This window comes from Cupriavidus sp. IK-TO18, from assembly GCF_015549295.1.
GTDB classification, from domain to species: Bacteria; Pseudomonadota; Gammaproteobacteria; order Burkholderiales; family Burkholderiaceae; genus Cupriavidus; species Cupriavidus oxalaticus_A.
Window position 1 is genome coordinate 156,601 of record NZ_JADGMP010000032.1, and the last position, 13,208, is coordinate 169,808.

21 protein-coding genes are annotated in these 13,208 nt (G+C 64.0%); 1 reads left to right on the forward strand and 20 read right to left on the reverse strand.

What is annotated here, in order from left to right:
- Nucleotides 1-4 precede the first annotated feature (4 nt).
- The 19 genes from rpsH to IPF36_RS25400 all read right to left on the reverse strand — a co-directional run bounded on the left by rpsH (nucleotide 5) and on the right by IPF36_RS25400 (nucleotide 11,234).
- Nucleotides 5-400, reverse strand: coding sequence for a 30S ribosomal protein S8 (rpsH, locus tag IPF36_RS25310; protein WP_010812384.1), 396 nt, complete (start codon nucleotides 398-400; stop codon nucleotides 5-7).
- 27 nt (nucleotides 401-427) lie between these two features.
- The gene (gene rpsN, locus IPF36_RS25315; protein ID WP_195431117.1) at nucleotides 428-733 is read right to left on the reverse strand and encodes a 30S ribosomal protein S14; all 306 of its coding nucleotides are present in this window, start codon (nucleotides 731-733) and stop codon (nucleotides 428-430) included.
- A gap of 9 nt (nucleotides 734-742) precedes the next feature.
- Nucleotides 743-1,285, reverse strand: a complete 543-nt coding sequence (gene rplE / locus IPF36_RS25320; protein WP_010812386.1) for a 50S ribosomal protein L5 — start codon at nucleotides 1,283-1,285, stop codon at nucleotides 743-745.
- A 25-nt stretch (nucleotides 1,286-1,310) separates the two neighbouring features.
- On the reverse strand, nucleotides 1,311-1,619 hold the full coding sequence (gene rplX, locus IPF36_RS25325; RefSeq protein WP_010812387.1) for a 50S ribosomal protein L24: 309 nt from the start codon (nucleotides 1,617-1,619) through the stop codon (nucleotides 1,311-1,313).
- Nucleotides 1,620-1,628: 9 nt separating this feature from the next.
- Nucleotides 1,629-1,997, reverse strand: a complete 369-nt coding sequence (rplN, locus tag IPF36_RS25330) for a 50S ribosomal protein L14 (RefSeq protein ID WP_010812388.1) — start codon at nucleotides 1,995-1,997, stop codon at nucleotides 1,629-1,631.
- A gap of 275 nt (nucleotides 1,998-2,272) precedes the next feature.
- The gene (gene rpsQ, locus IPF36_RS25335) at nucleotides 2,273-2,551 is read right to left on the reverse strand and encodes a 30S ribosomal protein S17 (RefSeq protein WP_010812389.1); all 279 of its coding nucleotides are present in this window, start codon (nucleotides 2,549-2,551) and stop codon (nucleotides 2,273-2,275) included.
- Entirely contained in the window at nucleotides 2,548-2,742 is a 195-nt protein-coding gene (gene rpmC / locus IPF36_RS25340; RefSeq protein WP_008642937.1) for a 50S ribosomal protein L29, read from the reverse strand. The genes rpsQ and rpmC overlap by 4 nt, the downstream gene beginning before the upstream one ends.
- An 11-nt stretch (nucleotides 2,743-2,753) precedes the next feature.
- The gene (rplP, locus tag IPF36_RS25345) at nucleotides 2,754-3,170 is read right to left on the reverse strand and encodes a 50S ribosomal protein L16 (RefSeq protein WP_006576240.1); all 417 of its coding nucleotides are present in this window, start codon (nucleotides 3,168-3,170) and stop codon (nucleotides 2,754-2,756) included.
- A 2-nt stretch (nucleotides 3,171-3,172) separates the two neighbouring features.
- Nucleotides 3,173-3,970 (reverse strand): 30S ribosomal protein S3, encoded by a 798-nt coding sequence (rpsC, locus tag IPF36_RS25350; protein ID WP_029047586.1) that lies wholly within the window; start codon nucleotides 3,968-3,970, stop codon nucleotides 3,173-3,175.
- Between the two features lie 9 nt (nucleotides 3,971-3,979).
- Nucleotides 3,980-4,309: a 50S ribosomal protein L22 gene (rplV, locus tag IPF36_RS25355; protein ID WP_003271370.1), complete on the reverse strand. Its 330-nt coding sequence runs from the start codon at nucleotides 4,307-4,309 to the stop codon at nucleotides 3,980-3,982.
- Between the two features lie 9 nt (nucleotides 4,310-4,318).
- On the reverse strand, nucleotides 4,319-4,594 hold the full coding sequence (gene rpsS, locus IPF36_RS25360) for a 30S ribosomal protein S19 (RefSeq protein WP_029047585.1): 276 nt from the start codon (nucleotides 4,592-4,594) through the stop codon (nucleotides 4,319-4,321).
- Between the two features lie 22 nt (nucleotides 4,595-4,616).
- Complete coding sequence (rplB, locus tag IPF36_RS25365; RefSeq protein WP_029047584.1) at nucleotides 4,617-5,447, reverse strand: 50S ribosomal protein L2; 831 nt, start codon at nucleotides 5,445-5,447, stop codon at nucleotides 4,617-4,619.
- A 2-nt stretch (nucleotides 5,448-5,449) separates the two neighbouring features.
- On the reverse strand, nucleotides 5,450-5,764 hold the full coding sequence (rplW, locus tag IPF36_RS25370) for a 50S ribosomal protein L23 (RefSeq protein WP_006576245.1): 315 nt from the start codon (nucleotides 5,762-5,764) through the stop codon (nucleotides 5,450-5,452).
- The gene (gene rplD / locus IPF36_RS25375) at nucleotides 5,761-6,381 is read right to left on the reverse strand and encodes a 50S ribosomal protein L4 (protein WP_195431120.1); all 621 of its coding nucleotides are present in this window, start codon (nucleotides 6,379-6,381) and stop codon (nucleotides 5,761-5,763) included. Before rplD ends, rplW begins: the two co-directional genes overlap by 4 nt.
- A 12-nt stretch (nucleotides 6,382-6,393) precedes the next feature.
- Entirely contained in the window at nucleotides 6,394-7,044 is a 651-nt protein-coding gene (gene rplC, locus IPF36_RS25380) for a 50S ribosomal protein L3 (RefSeq protein ID WP_010812397.1), read from the reverse strand.
- A gap of 289 nt (nucleotides 7,045-7,333) precedes the next feature.
- Nucleotides 7,334-7,834, reverse strand: coding sequence for a flavin reductase family protein (locus IPF36_RS25385; RefSeq protein ID WP_133093427.1), 501 nt, complete (start codon nucleotides 7,832-7,834; stop codon nucleotides 7,334-7,336).
- A 1-nt stretch (nucleotide 7,835) separates the two neighbouring features.
- Nucleotides 7,836-9,077, reverse strand: coding sequence for a styrene monooxygenase/indole monooxygenase family protein (locus IPF36_RS25390; RefSeq protein ID WP_195431123.1), 1,242 nt, complete (start codon nucleotides 9,075-9,077; stop codon nucleotides 7,836-7,838).
- Nucleotides 9,078-9,123: 46 nt separating this feature from the next.
- Complete coding sequence (locus IPF36_RS25395; RefSeq protein WP_133093425.1) at nucleotides 9,124-9,912, reverse strand: SDR family oxidoreductase; 789 nt, start codon at nucleotides 9,910-9,912, stop codon at nucleotides 9,124-9,126.
- Nucleotides 9,913-10,004: 92 nt separating this feature from the next.
- Entirely contained in the window at nucleotides 10,005-11,234 is a 1,230-nt protein-coding gene (locus IPF36_RS25400) for a dienelactone hydrolase family protein (protein ID WP_133093424.1), read from the reverse strand.
- 323 nt (nucleotides 11,235-11,557) lie between these two features.
- Between IPF36_RS25400 and IPF36_RS25405 the strand changes: the two genes are divergently transcribed.
- A complete protein-coding gene (locus IPF36_RS25405) occupies nucleotides 11,558-12,568 on the forward strand; it encodes an AraC family transcriptional regulator (RefSeq protein ID WP_133093423.1) in 1,011 nt (336 codons plus the stop codon).
- A gap of 195 nt (nucleotides 12,569-12,763) precedes the next feature.
- On the opposite strand, the gene rpsJ is transcribed toward IPF36_RS25405, so the two are convergent.
- Nucleotides 12,764-13,072, reverse strand: a complete 309-nt coding sequence (rpsJ, locus tag IPF36_RS25410; protein WP_006160488.1) for a 30S ribosomal protein S10 — start codon at nucleotides 13,070-13,072, stop codon at nucleotides 12,764-12,766.
- Between the last annotated feature and the right edge of the window lie 136 nt (nucleotides 13,073-13,208).

The following is a 13,208-nucleotide window of genomic DNA, read 5'->3' on the forward strand; positions in this document are numbered from 1 at the left end:
CTCCTTAAGCGACGTAGCAGAGAACTTCGCCGCCCACGCCGGTGGCGCGAGCCTTGCGGTCGGTCATCAGACCCTGCGGGGTCGAGATGATCGCCACACCCAGGCCGTTCATCACTTGCGGGATGTCGCTGCGGCCCTTGTACACGCGCAGGCCGGGCTTCGAGACGCGCTCGATGCGCTCGATCACCGGACGGCCGGCGTAGTACTTCAGGCCGATGCTCAGTTGTGCCTTGCCGCCATCTTCCTGGACGGCGTAATCGTCGATGTAGCCTTCGTCCTTCAGGACCTTGGCGATTGCCACTTTCAGCTTCGACGACGGCATGACAACCGACGCCTTCTGCACGCCCTGGGCGTTGCGGATGCGCGTCAGCATATCGGCGATAGGATCGCTCATGCTCATACTGTTTCTCCTGTAGCCTGTGCGTAATTACCAGCTGGCTTTCGTCAGACCCGGGATTTCGCCCTTGAAGGCGATTTCGCGGATCTTGTTACGCGCCAGGCTAAACTTGCGGAAGGTACCGCGGGGACGACCGGTGATCGCGCAGCGATTACGCTGGCGAGTCGGGTTCGCGTTGCGCGGGAGCTGTTGCAGCTCGAGACGCGCGCTGTAACGCTCTTCTTCCGACTTCTCTTGGTCGTCGATAATGGCCTTGAGGTTGGCGCGCTTGGCGGCGTACTTCGCCACCAGCTTGGCGCGCTTCTTCTCACGTTCAATCAGAGCCAGTTTAGCCACGGTTACCCCTTAATTGCGGAACGGGAACTTGAACGCACCGAGGAGTGCCTTGGCTTCCTCGTCGTTCTTTGCCGTCGTCGTGATGCTGATGTTCAGACCACGCAGTGCGTCGATCTTGTCGTACTCGATTTCGGGGAAAATGATCTGCTCTTTCACACCGATGTTGTAGTTGCCACGACCGTCAAACGAACGGCCCGACACACCACGGAAGTCACGCACGCGCGGCAGGGCCACGGTGACGAAACGATCGAGGAATTCGAACATGCGCTCGCCGCGCAGGGTCACCATCGCACCGATGGGGTAGCCCTGGCGGATCTTGAAGCCGGCGATGGCCTTCTTGGCCTTCGTCACGACCGGCTTCTGACCGGCGATCTTGGTCAGGTCGCCGACGGCGTTTTCAATGATCTTCTTGTCATTGATCGCTTCGCCAAGGCCCATGTTCAGGGTGATCTTGGTGATGCGCGGCACTTCCATGACCGACTTGTAGCCGAACTGTTCGATCAGCTTCGGCACAACCTGTTCTTTGTAAAACTCTTGCAGACGTGCTGCCATGCTCAACTCCTAAACGTGCCCAGAATCAAGCTGCCACGACGGCGCCGGTGGTCTTCAGCACGCGCACGCGCTTGCCGTCTTCCACCTTGATGCCGACGCGCGACGGCTTGCCATTGGCATCCACGAGCGCAACGTTGGAAATATGCAGCGGCATGACCTTGTCAACCACGCCACCGGTGGTGCCCAGCATCGGGTTCGGGCGCGCATGCTTCTTGGCGATGTTCACGCCCTGCACCGCAACCTTGTCACCGAGCACGGCCTGCACGGTACCGCGCTTGCCCTTGTCCTTGCCGGTCAGGACGATGACTTCATCGCCTTTGCGAATCTTGTTCATGTCGGCTCCTTACAGCACTTCCGGAGCGAGCGACACGATCTTCATGAAGCGCTCGGTACGGAGTTCACGAGTCACCGGCCCGAAAATACGGGTGCCGATCGGCTCGAGCTTGTTGTTCAGCAGGACGGCGGCATTGCCGTCGAACTTGATCAGCGAACCGTCAGCGCGGCGCACGCCCTTGGCGGTACGCACGACGACGGCGTTGTAGATGTCGCCCTTCTTCACGCGACCGCGCGGCGCTGCGTCCTTGACGGTCACCTTGATGATGTCGCCAACGCTTGCGTAGCGGCGCTTGGAGCCACCCAGCACCTTGATGCACAGCACTTCGCGCGCACCAGTGTTATCGGCCACTTCGAGCCGGCTTTCTGTCTGAATCATGGTGTTTGTCTTCCCAACTTAATCCGCCAGGTGCCATAGCGCCCGTCGGTCAGTCTTGGTCCCGTCGGTTCCGGCCTTGCGCCAGCACCGTATGGGTTGATCAACTTTGAAGTCGGTAGGAGCCTGGCAACTTGACTGATGTCGAATCGCTTGGCCCTGGCTCGCTCAACAGGCCCGCCCGGGTGGTACTGCTAAGGCGAACGCAATAAAGCGGAAGTCCAGGATTATAGCTACATAATCCTGGACTTGCAAGTCAAGCTAAGAACGTGTTGTTCTTAGATGACGCGTGCAGCCTCTACCAGCCGGGAAACCACCCAGGACTTGGTCCGCGACAGCGGACGGCCTTCCTGGATTTCGACCTTGTCGCCTTCCTTGTACTGGTTGGCTTCGTCGTGTGCGTGGTACTTCTTGGAACGCAGCACGTACTTGCCGTACAGGGGATGCTTGACGCGGTTTTCCACCAAGACCGTAACGGTCTTGTCCATCTTGTCGCTCACGACACGGCCGACCAGGGTACGGCGAAGCGACTTTTCCGTTTGTGCAGCTTCAGTCATTTCGCGTTCGCCTTTTCAGTCAGCACGGTTTGCACGCGCGCGATGTCCTTGCGAACCTTCTTCAGCTGGCTGGTGTTCTGCAGCTGTTGGGTTGCCTTTTGCATGCGCAGGCTAAATTGGGCCTTCAGCAGCTCGGAGAGCTCCTGGTTCAGGCCTGCGGCGTCCTTGCCGCGAAGTTCGGATGCTTTCATCCCTGCTCTCCTTACGTCCCGACCTGGCGCACCACGAAATTGGTGGCGATCGGCAGCTTGGCCGCTGCGAGGCGGAACGCCTCACGCGCCAGCTCTTCGCTCACGCCATCCATTTCGTACAGCATCTTGCCCGGCTGGATTTCAGCCACGTAGTACTCCGGATTGCCCTTACCGTTACCCATACGGACTTCAGCGGGCTTCTTCGAGATCGGCTTGTCCGGGAAGATCCGGATCCAGATGCGGCCGCCACGCTTGATGTGACGGGTCATCGCACGACGTGCCGACTCGATCTGGCGAGCCGTCAGACGGCCACGGCCCATGGCCTTCAGGCCGAATTCGCCGAAAGACACGGCGTTGCCACGGGTAGCCTTACCCGTGTTGCGGCCTTTCTGCTCCTTGCGGTATTTTCTGCGCTTAGGTTGCAGCATCGTTATTCTCCACTCTTCCCATCTGCGCCAGGCGCAGCGCGACGACCGGCACCGGCACCGCCACGGCGGTTGCCACCCGGACGGCCTTCGCCTTCACGGCGGCGGCCTTCCGGACGACCCGGGCGACGACGACGGTCGTCTTGCGGCTCTTCCACCACCGGCGCTTCATTGCGGCCGAGGTGATCACCCTTGTAGACCCACACCTTGACACCGATGATGCCGTAGGTGGTTTCTGCTTCGGAGAAGCCGTAGTCGATGTCGGCGCGCAGGGTGTGCAGGGGCACACGGCCTTCGCGGTACCACTCGGTACGTGCGATTTCGATACCGTTCAGACGGCCGGCGCTCATGATCTTGATGCCCTGGGCACCCAGGCGCATCGCGTTCTGCATGGCGCGCTTCATGGCGCGGCGGAACATGATGCGGCGCTCGAGCTGCTGGGTGATCGAGTCGGCGATCAGCTGAGCATCGGTTTCCGGCTTGCGGATTTCCTCGATGTTCACGTGCACGGGCACGCCCATGCGACGCTGCAGTTCGGCCTTCAGCAGTTCGATGTCCTCACCCTTCTTGCCGATCACCACGCCCGGACGCGAGCTGTAAATGGTGATGCGGGCATTGCGGGCGGGGCGCTCGATGACGACGCGGCCAACCGATGCGTTCTTCAGCTTCTTCTTCAGGAAGTCGCGAACTTCGATGTCTTCCTTCAGCATGCCGGCGAACTTCGTGTTGCTGGCGTACCAGCGCGAAGCCCAGTTACGGCTGACAGCCAGACGGAAGCCAGTCGGATGAATCTTCTGTCCCATCGTGACTCCTTAGTTGCCGAGCGTCACAGTGATGTGACAGGTTTGTTTCTCGATGCGGTTGCCGCGGCCCTTCGCCCGTGCGGTGAAGCGCTTGAGCGAGGTCGCCTTGTCGACGTAGATCGATTTGACCTTGAGTTCGTCGATGTCGGCGCCTTCGTTGTGCTCAGCGTTGGCGATGGCCGATTCGACCACCTTCTTCACAATCCCGGCAGCCTTTTTCGGGCTGAACGTCAGGACATTGAGCGCGCGCTCGATCGGCAGACCACGGATCTGGTCAGCGACCAGGCGCGTCTTCTGGGCGGAGATGCGGGCACCGCGATGAATCGCTTTCACTTCCATGATGGCACCTTACCTCTTCGCTTTCTTGTCAGCCGCGTGGCCCTTGAACGTGCGGGTGATCGCAAATTCGCCGAGCTTGTGGCCAACCATGTTTTCCGTCACGTACACCGGCACGTGTTGACGGCCGTTGTGCACGGCGATCGTCAGGCCAATGAACTCCGGCAGAATGGTCGAGCGGCGCGACCAAGTCTTGATGGGCTTCTTGTCCTTGCCGCTGACTGCAACTTCCACCTTCTTCAGCAGGTGGGCGTCGCAGAACGGACCCTTTTTAGCGGAACGAGTCATATCTTTAGCTCCTACCTACCGATTAACGCTTGTGGCGCTTCTGGACGATCATGCTGTCCGTGCGCTTGTTGCTGCGGGTGCGGTAGCCCTTGGTCGGGGTACCCCACGGCGACACCGGATCGCGGCCAGCAGCGGTCTTGCCCTCGCCACCACCGTGCGGGTGGTCGACCGGGTTCATCACAACGCCGCGGACCGTCGGGCGGATACCGCGCCAACGGGTCGCACCGGCCTTGCCGATGACGCGCAGGCTGTGCTCTTCGTTGCCAACTTCACCGACGGTGGCGCGGCACTCGATGTGCACGCGGCGCACTTCGCCGGAGCGCAGGCGAACCTGGGCGTACAGGCCTTCACGGGCCAGCAGCACGGCGGAGCCGCCTGCAGCGCGGGCGATCTGGGCGCCCTTGCCCGGCAGCATTTCCACGTTGTTGATCGTGGTACCGACCGGAATGTTGCGGATCGGCAGGTTGTTACCAGCCTTGATCGGCGCTTCCGAGCCATTCAGCAGCGATTGGCCGGCAACCATGCCCTTGGTGGCGATGATGTAGCGGCGCTCGCCGTCGGCGAACACGACCAGCGCGATGTTGGCGCTGCGGTTCGGATCGTATTCCAGGCGCTCGACCTTGGCGGGGATGCCGTCCTTGTCGTTGCGCTTGAAGTCGACCACGCGGTAGTGGTGCTTATGACCACCGCCCTTGTGGCGGGTGGTGATATGACCATTGTTGTTACGACCCGACTTCTGGAATTGCTTTTCCAGCAGCGGAGCGTGCGGGGCGCCCTTGTGAAGGTCCTTGTTGACGACCTTCACCATCGAGCGACGACCCGGGGAAGTCGGCTTGGTCTTGACGAGTGCCATGATTACTTGGCCTCCGCTTCAAAATTGATTTCCTGACCCGGCTTCAGCGACACGTAAGCTTTCTTCACGTGGTTGCGACGGCCCATGAAACGGCCGAAGCGCTTCTGCTTGCCCTTCTGGTTCAGGATCTGAACGGACTGCACCTCGACCTTGAACAGCAGTTCGACGGCGGCCTTCACTTCTGCCTTGTTGGCATCGCGGGCCACTTCGAACACGACTTGTTCATTCTTGTCGGCGACCAGGGTTGCCTTTTCGGAAACCACCGGCGCGAGCAGCACCTGCATCAAACGATGATCGTTCTTGGCTACTTGCGTCATTTCAGCAACTCCTCGATCTGCGCGACGGCTGCCTTGGTCACCAGCACCTTCTTGTAGTGCACGAGCGACAGCGGATCAGCCTGGCGCGGCTCGACAACTGCCACGTGCGGCAGGTTGCGCGAAGCCAGGTAGAGGTTTTCGTCGAGGCTGTCGGTGATGATCAGCACCGAGTCCAGGCCCATGGCCTTGAACTTGTCGGCCAAGAGCTTGGTCTTGGGCGCTTCGACGGTGAAACCGTCCACCACATTGATACGACCTTCACGTGCGAGCTGCGAGTAAATCGAGCGCATGCCGGCACGGAACATCTTCTTGTTGACCTTCTGGCTGAAGTTCTCTTCCGGCGAATTCGGGAAGATACGGCCGCCCCCGCGCCACAGCGGCGAGGAAGACATACCGGCACGAGCACGGCCCGTACCCTTCTGGCGCCACGGCTTCTTGGTCGTGTGCTTGACCTCTTCACGATCCTTCTGCTTGCGGTTACCGCTGCGCGCGTTGGCCTGGTAAGCGACGACGATCTGGTGAACGAGGGCTTCGTTGTAGTCACGGCCGAACACTTCGGGCGAAGCGGCAACGCCCGCGCCGATCTGGCCATTGTCCTGGAGGAGCTTGAGTTCCATTACATGCGCTCCTTAAGCTTTGGCTTTGGCCTTGACGGCCGGGGTAACGATGACCTTGCCGTTCTTGGAGCCAGGGATGGCGCCCTTGACCAGCAGCAGCTTGCGCTCTGCGTCGATCTTGGCGATCTCCAGGTTCTGCACGGTGCGGGTGACATCGCCCAGGTGACCGGTCATGCGCTTGCCCGGGAACACGCGGCCCGGATCCTGCGCCATACCGATCGAGCCCGGCACGTTGTGCGAGCGCGAGTTACCGTGGGTGGCACGGCCGGAGGCGAAGTGATAGCGCTTGATGGTACCGGCGTAGCCCTTACCGATGGTCACGCCCTGCACGTCGATCTTCTGACCGACTTCGAACAGGTCGACCGACAGCGAACCGCCAGCTTGCAGTTCGGCAGCCTTGGCTGCATCGATACGGAATTCGCGGATGATTTCGCCGGCTTCCACGCCGGCTTTGGCGAGGTGACCCGCCAGCGGCTTGGTGACGCGGCTTGCGCGTCGTGCGCCGAAGGTGACTTGAACCGCGGTATAACCGTCGGTCTCGTCCGTCTTGATTTGCGTCACGCGGTTGTCGCCGACCTCGACCACGGTCACGGGAATCGCTTCACCGTCGTCCGTGAAAATACGGGTCATGCCAACCTTGCGACCTACAAGGCCAAGGCTCATGGTTTGCTCCATTCCCAGCTGCGATTGGCCGGGGCTGATTGATACACGAAAACTGTGTTTGCGCTTGTGCGCGGATGGGCTGCGCTAAAGAGGACTGCGCCTGGCCAAAACGGCCAACCCACTACCCGGAGACACGGGTAGCCTTACACTATAACCCTTCCCCGAGGAAAGGGCAATAAGCAATTGTGATTTGCCGATGGGTGTTGTAGGCAGGATTCAAGCAGATGTGCACAAAAGCTGGCACGAAGGCGGCGCGGCGGGCAGCAGACGCCGCTCGCCGGCATGCGGCTCAGGCGGCGACGCGCACGAAGCCGCCACTATAGAAGACCAGCGGCTCGCCCTCTTCCGCCGAGATGGACTCCACCGCGCCGACGATCAGCAGGTGATCGCCCACGGGATCGGCACGCTCGACGCGGCACGCGAGCGTGGCGAGCGCCTCGTCAAGGTAAGGCACGCCCTGGGCGCAGCGCGTATGGCGCACGCCGGCGAACTTGTCTACAGCCGGCGTCGCGAAGCGGCGCGCCAGGTCGCCGTGCCCGGCGCGCAGGATGCTGACACCGAACGGCCGGCCTGGCTCGAACAACCCGGCGTTGGGCGAGTGCGACGCCAGGCTCCACAGGATCAGCGGCGGCGCCAGCGACAGCGACGCGAACGAGTTGACGGTGATGCCGACCGGCCGCAGCTGCGCGGTACAGGCACCGATGACCGCCACGCCGGTCGCGTAGCGGCCGCAAACCCGCCGCAACTCGCGCGGATCGAGCAGGGGCGCGGCATGATTGGTGGTGTCCATGTCAGGCAGCCTGCGGCAGGTGGTGGTCGATCAGCTGGTGGCAAGCCTGCTCGTCCATCCACCACGGGAAATAGTCCGGTGGATTGTCGAAGCCGTTGGCGATGCGCGCCGCCAGCGCGGGCGCCTGCCCTGCCACGCCCAGCAGCGCCAGGATATGCGGCGGCGGCGGGGTCAGCAGCGAGTTGGTCCAGGCCACGACATCGCCGGCGTATTGCCAGTAGCGGGCGAAGGTCTGCTCCATCCAGTCACGGTCGAACGGCCGCTCGCCATGGGCGAGGATGGCGTCGAGGTAGACCTTGCAGCATTTGGCGGCATTGTTGGAACCCTGCCCGGTGATCGGGTCGTTGACCACCACGGCATCGGCCATGCCGAATACCAGCCGGCCCGAAGGCAGCGTCAGCACCGGCTTGCGCACCGTCGGCGCGAAGCGGCCCGACAGGATGCCGTTGTCGTCGGTCAGCGCCACCCGCTCGCAGCGCTCGGCCTCCCACGGCGCATAGGTGCGCAGGATGCGCAGGCTCTCTGCGAGGTGCTGGTCGGGCGTGCGTGCCTCGGCCCAGCGATCCATCGGGCCGCCGGGGATGCCCTCGAACACCATGATCTCGCACGGCCCCGACAGCGTCAGCGCGGGGAAGACGAAGTATTCGCCGACACCCGGGATCAGGTTGAAGCAAACCCGCGAGAACGGCTCGCGCGGTACCATGCCGGTGACATAGGTCAGCGCCAGCGCGCGTTGCGGCTTGTCGAACGGGCTGCGCTGCGCGTCGCGCTCGAAGCGGCTGACGATCTCGCCCTTGCCGGCGGCCAGCAGCACCAGGTCGTGCTCGCCGGTCAGCGCTTCCAGTTCGTCCACGCCAACATCGACGATGCGCAGGTCGCCGCCGCGCGCGGCGAAGGCTTCCATCCACGCCGGCATCTTCAGCCGCTGGTCGACCGCCTGTGCCGGCCGGTCCAGCGGCGCGGCCCAATCGATGGCTTTCGCGCCGGGTAGTTCGGGATGCGGCACGGCCAGGCCGATGCCTTCGACCGGCGGGCAGTTGTCGTCCCACCAGTTGAGGCCGAGGTCGCGCTCGGTCTGCAAGGCGCGGTCGAACATGCACTGGCTCGACATGACCTTGCCGGTGCGGACTTGCTCCGGCGTGCGATTGGACAGCAGCGTGACCTGGTAGCCGGCCGCCTGCAGCCCGAGGGCCATTTGCAGGCCGGATTGCCCGGCCCCTACGATGGCGATGCGTTGGCGCATGATGTGGTCTCCTGATTGGATGGGGATGGCGTGTGCGGCGATGGCGTCAGCCGGCCAGCTTGCCGATTGCCGGGACGTTCTGCTCCGGGCCCATCGCACTGTAGCCACCGTCGACGGCGTAATCCGCGCCGGTGACGAAGCTGGCATGGTCAGAGCACAGGAACAGCACCACCTGCGCGACCTCGTCGGGCTCGCCCACGCGGCCCAGCAGGTGGAATGGCGCGGCGACGGCATCGGTACGGGCGCGGTTGCCGCCGCTGACCTCGTCCATCAGCCGGCACCAGGTCCAGCCCGGCGACACCGAATTCACGCGGATGCGGTCGGGCGCCAGATCCATCGCCATATTGCGCGTCAGCTGCGCGATGGCCGCCTTGGATACCGGATATAGCCAGCGCCCGGTCTGCGCGACATTGGCCGAGATGCTGGTGAAATTGACGATGGCGCCACCGCCGCGCGCGCGCATCAGCGGCGCCACCGCCTGCGCCAGCATCACGCCGGACACGACGTTGACGTCGAGCGCCGCCAGCCAGTCGGCACGGCTGGAGCGGAAGCCGTCGTCGAGATAGGTGCAGGCCAGGTTGACCAGGAAGTCCACGCCGCCGAAGCGCTGCGCGACCTGGCCCACGGCATCGCGGACCTGTTCGTCCTGCGTGATATCGGCCGCGATAAAAAGCGCGTCCTTGCCCAGCTCCGCGGCAACGCGCTCACCGTTGGCGGCGTCGATATCAAAGATCGCCACGCGCGCACCAGCCTCGACGAAGGCCCGCGCCACGCCAGCGCCGATCAGAGTGGCGCCGCCGGTGACGATGGCCACCTTGTCCTGCAATCCCTTCATGGTTGTCTCCTTGTTTGCCATCCGTGTCCGTGTTCCGGGCAGGCCTCTGCGGGCCCGCTCCGGATCGTTGTTGTGCTCGCTACTTGCGCTCGCTACTTACCCTCGCTCTCCTGCCAGCGCGCCATCAGCGTGTTCGACGGCAAGGTTTCATCCAGCAGCTTGCGCGCGGTCTCCACGCCCGCCACCGGCAGACCCGCCGGGTCGAGCTTGCCGATCTGCACCAGCACGCTGGCCTGGTCCCAGTAGATATGCTCGTGATAGAGCTTGTCGCCGCGGAACTTGACGATGGCGACCAGCGGGATCTCCACGCGCTTGCCGGTGGGCGGCACGCCCGGCAGCATCCAGTCGATCTCGCAGGTATGCGTGAAGCAGAACAGCAGTTCATCGACGATCTGCGTGGTGCCGATCGTTCGCGACAGCGGAATCAGCGTGGTATCCGGTGGATTGCTGTGGACAAAGTGGTTCTGGTAGAAGCGCCGCAGCTGCGCGTAGCCGACGCCGCCGGTCATGGTCGGGATATGGTTCACGTAGGGCTGCGGCACCATCGTCGCCATGGTGGCATCCACGTCACGCGTGGCGAATTCATATTCGCAGTGCTTGTCCCACAGCGTGGAGAAATCGTAGTGCGGCCCCATCTCGCGGCGCAGCGCGGCAATCGCGCGCTGGTGCGCCATCAGCGCGGAGGGCTTGTCGAAATGCTCGCCGCCCACGCGCGCGAAGGCGTGGTCGACGCCCGGGTAGACATAGACCTCGATGTGGTCGCGCCCGGCCAGCGCTTCGCGGATCGCGGCCTGTGCCTTCGGCGGGCAGAAGCCGTCCTTCTCCGCGATATGCAGCACCAGGCGGCCGCGCACATTGGCGGCCTCGGCCAGCGCATGCTCGATGCCGACGCCATAGTAGGCCACTGCGCAAGCCACGTCCGGCAGCCGGCAAGCCGCCAGGTAGGCCAGCTTGCCGCCCAGGCAGAAGCCCAGCACGCCGGTCTGGCCGGCGCATTCCGGGCGGGCGCGCAGCGCGTCCAGGGCCGCGCCCACATCCTGCACGCCCCTGGCCTCGTCGAACTGCTGGTACAGGCCGAGCGCGCGCTGGAAGTCTTCGCCGCGATCAATCAGCTCGATGCCCGGGGCGATGCGCCAGAACAGGTCGGGCACCAGCACCGTGTAGCCCTCTTCGGCGTAGTAGTCGGCAACCTGGCGCATGGTGGCGTTGACGCCGAAAATCTCCTGGCACAGCACGATGCCCGGGCCCTTGCCTGCCGCCGGGACGGCGAGATAACCGCTGAAACTGCCTTCTGGGGTCTGGATCTGGATGGTCTGGCCCATGGCCTGCTCTCCTTGTCGTTTTCGCTTTACGGTACTCTGGTGGGCGGCTGCCGTGCTGGAATCCATCATGGTGGCTCCGCACCGCAGCAAACTAGCCGCTGGGCGCAGCGGCTATCCGATTAGTGCAGGAAACTGCCGACCCGGTCAACGCTGTGGCGCCGGCGGCACACGGCGGCCGGGGCCCATCCGCTATAGTGGATCGCGTGGGAAACCGTTTGCCGGGCGGACTTCGACCGCCGGCCCGGTCCCTGACCATGCGGCGCGCACGGCGCGAGGCCCAGCCTGCCCGGCAGCACCGCGGTCCACGCCAGAGGAGCGAGACAATGCAGCTGCCCCCCGCCGCCACGGCCGCCGGACCGTTGGCGCGCGCCCTGCTCGGCGACCCCGCGCGGTGCGTGTTTGCCTCGACCGACGTAGCCGAGACGCGCGCCGCCGTCGGCCGCGTGTTCAAACCGCATCGGCTGGAAGTGCGTGGTACCCGGCTGCAGGCGCGCATGCACCATGCCCCGCTGGGCGCGGTGTCGTTCAACCGGTTGGCGTACGGCGCCGACGTCACCATCGATCCCGGTCCGCTGGGCGACTTCCTGCTGGTGCAGATGCCGCTGTCGGGCCAGGCCGATATCCGCTGTGGCGACCAGCACATCCTGTCCACGCCGGACAGCGCCTCGGTGCTGACGCCGGCCGACGCGCTCGCGATGCGCTGGAGCGCGGACAGCGACCAGCTGATCGTGCGCATCGAGCGCAGTGCGCTCGACCGGATCTGCGCCGCCCACCTGGGCCGGCGTCCCGAGCGCGCGCTGCGCTTTGCGCTCGGCATGGCGTGGCGCACCGGCGCCTGGTACGAGCTGATGCGCTACCTCGCCGCGATGCTCGAGACGGCCCCGGAATCGGCCCGGCATCCCCTCACCGCCTGCCAGCTCGAGCAACTGGTGATCGGTACGCTGCTGACCGCACAGCCGCACAGCCTGTCGGACGCGCTGCGCGAGCACGGCAAGCCGCTGGCGCCGCGCCATGTCAAGGTGGTGGAGGAGTACATTCATGCCAACGCTGATGCGGCGTTGAACCCGGCCTTGCTGGCGGAGGTGGCCGGCGTCAGTGTGCGCAGCCTGTTTGCCGGCTTTCGCGAGCATCGCGGTACTGGGCCGATGGCCTACCTGCGCACCGTGCGGCTTGAGCGGGTGCGGCACGACCTGCTGAACGATGCATCGGTGGCATCGGTCAGCGCCGCGGCATTGCGCTGGGGTTTTGCGCATCTGGGGCGCTTCAGCGCCGAATATCGGCGGGCATTCGGTGAATGTCCGGCGCAGACGCTGCGGCGGCGTGGGGCGGGTTGACGTCCGATCTGTACCGGCATACGTGCACCACGCGCTGAACGCAAGCCAACGCCCCTGGTAGAGGCTCCCCTCTCCCGCGAAGTGGGAGAGGGGAGCAAACAATCGGCGATTCAAACTTGTCAGCCAACAAAAACGGCGAACCCTGCGGTTCGCCGTTTTTGCTGCATCAGGCCACCAACGCGGCCCAAAGCATCTTTACACCTTGATCTCGACGTCCACGCCGGCCGGCAGGTCGAGCTTCATCAGCGCGTCAACCGTCTTGTCGGTCGGATCGACGATGTCCATCAGGCGCTGGTGAGTGCGGATCTCGAACTGATCGCGGCTGGTCTTGTTGACGTGCGGCGAACGCAGGATGTCGAAGCGCTGGATGCGGGTCGGCAGGGGCACCGGGCCCTTGACGATTGCGCCGGTACGCTTGGCGGTATCCACGATTTCGGCAGCCGACTGGTCGATCAGGCGATAGTCGAAAGCCTTCAGGCGGATACGGATCTTCTGGTTCTGCATGATATTTCCTTAAAAGAGCGATTGGGCAAGGTGCCCAGTTAAATGGGGACATGCCCGCAGGCATGTCCCAGGAAGTGCTTAGTCGAGGATCTTTGCCACGACGCCGGCGCCGACGGTACGGCCACCTTCGCGGATA

Bases quoted from the DNA above. Each gene is read 5' to 3' on its own strand.
- rplX (WP_010812387.1), bottom strand. From the start codon at position 1,619: ATGAACAAGATTCGCAAAGGCGATGAAGTCATCGTCCTGACCGGCAAG.
- rplV (WP_003271370.1), bottom strand. From the start codon at position 4,309: ATGGAAGTGAAAGCGATTCATCGCGGTGCCCGCATCTCCGCCCAGAAG.
- rpsJ (WP_006160488.1), bottom strand. From the start codon at position 13,072: ATGCAGAACCAGAAGATCCGTATCCGCCTGAAGGCTTTCGACTATCGC.
- rplP (WP_006576240.1), bottom strand. From the start codon at position 3,170: ATGCTGCAACCTAAGCGCAGAAAATACCGCAAGGAGCAGAAAGGCCGC.
- rplW (WP_006576245.1), bottom strand. From the start codon at position 5,764: ATGACGCAAGTAGCCAAGAACGATCATCGTTTGATGCAGGTGCTGCTC.
- IPF36_RS25395 (WP_133093425.1), bottom strand. From the start codon at position 9,912: ATGAAGGGATTGCAGGACAAGGTGGCCATCGTCACCGGCGGCGCCACT.
- IPF36_RS25405 (WP_133093423.1), top strand. From the start codon at position 11,558: ATGCAGCTGCCCCCCGCCGCCACGGCCGCCGGACCGTTGGCGCGCGCC.
- IPF36_RS25390 (WP_195431123.1), bottom strand. From the start codon at position 9,077: ATGCGCCAACGCATCGCCATCGTAGGGGCCGGGCAATCCGGCCTGCAA.
- rplB (WP_029047584.1), bottom strand. From the start codon at position 5,447: ATGGCACTCGTCAAGACCAAGCCGACTTCCCCGGGTCGTCGCTCGATG.
- rpsS (WP_029047585.1), bottom strand. From the start codon at position 4,594: ATGACTCGTTCCGCTAAAAAGGGTCCGTTCTGCGACGCCCACCTGCTG.
- rplN (WP_010812388.1), bottom strand. From the start codon at position 1,997: ATGATTCAGACAGAAAGCCGGCTCGAAGTGGCCGATAACACTGGTGCG.
- rpsC (WP_029047586.1), bottom strand. From the start codon at position 3,970: ATGGGACAGAAGATTCATCCGACTGGCTTCCGTCTGGCTGTCAGCCGT.
- IPF36_RS25400 (WP_133093424.1), bottom strand. From the start codon at position 11,234: ATGGGCCAGACCATCCAGATCCAGACCCCAGAAGGCAGTTTCAGCGGT.
- rpsH (WP_010812384.1), bottom strand. From the start codon at position 400: ATGAGCATGAGCGATCCTATCGCCGATATGCTGACGCGCATCCGCAAC.
- rpmC (WP_008642937.1), bottom strand. From the start codon at position 2,742: ATGAAAGCATCCGAACTTCGCGGCAAGGACGCCGCAGGCCTGAACCAG.
- rpsQ (WP_010812389.1), bottom strand. From the start codon at position 2,551: ATGACTGAAGCTGCACAAACGGAAAAGTCGCTTCGCCGTACCCTGGTC.
- IPF36_RS25385 (WP_133093427.1), bottom strand. From the start codon at position 7,834: ATGGACACCACCAATCATGCCGCGCCCCTGCTCGATCCGCGCGAGTTG.
- rplC (WP_010812397.1), bottom strand. From the start codon at position 7,044: ATGAGCCTTGGCCTTGTAGGTCGCAAGGTTGGCATGACCCGTATTTTC.
- rplD (WP_195431120.1), bottom strand. From the start codon at position 6,381: ATGGAACTCAAGCTCCTCCAGGACAATGGCCAGATCGGCGCGGGCGTT.
- rplE (WP_010812386.1), bottom strand. From the start codon at position 1,285: ATGGCAGCACGTCTGCAAGAGTTTTACAAAGAACAGGTTGTGCCGAAG.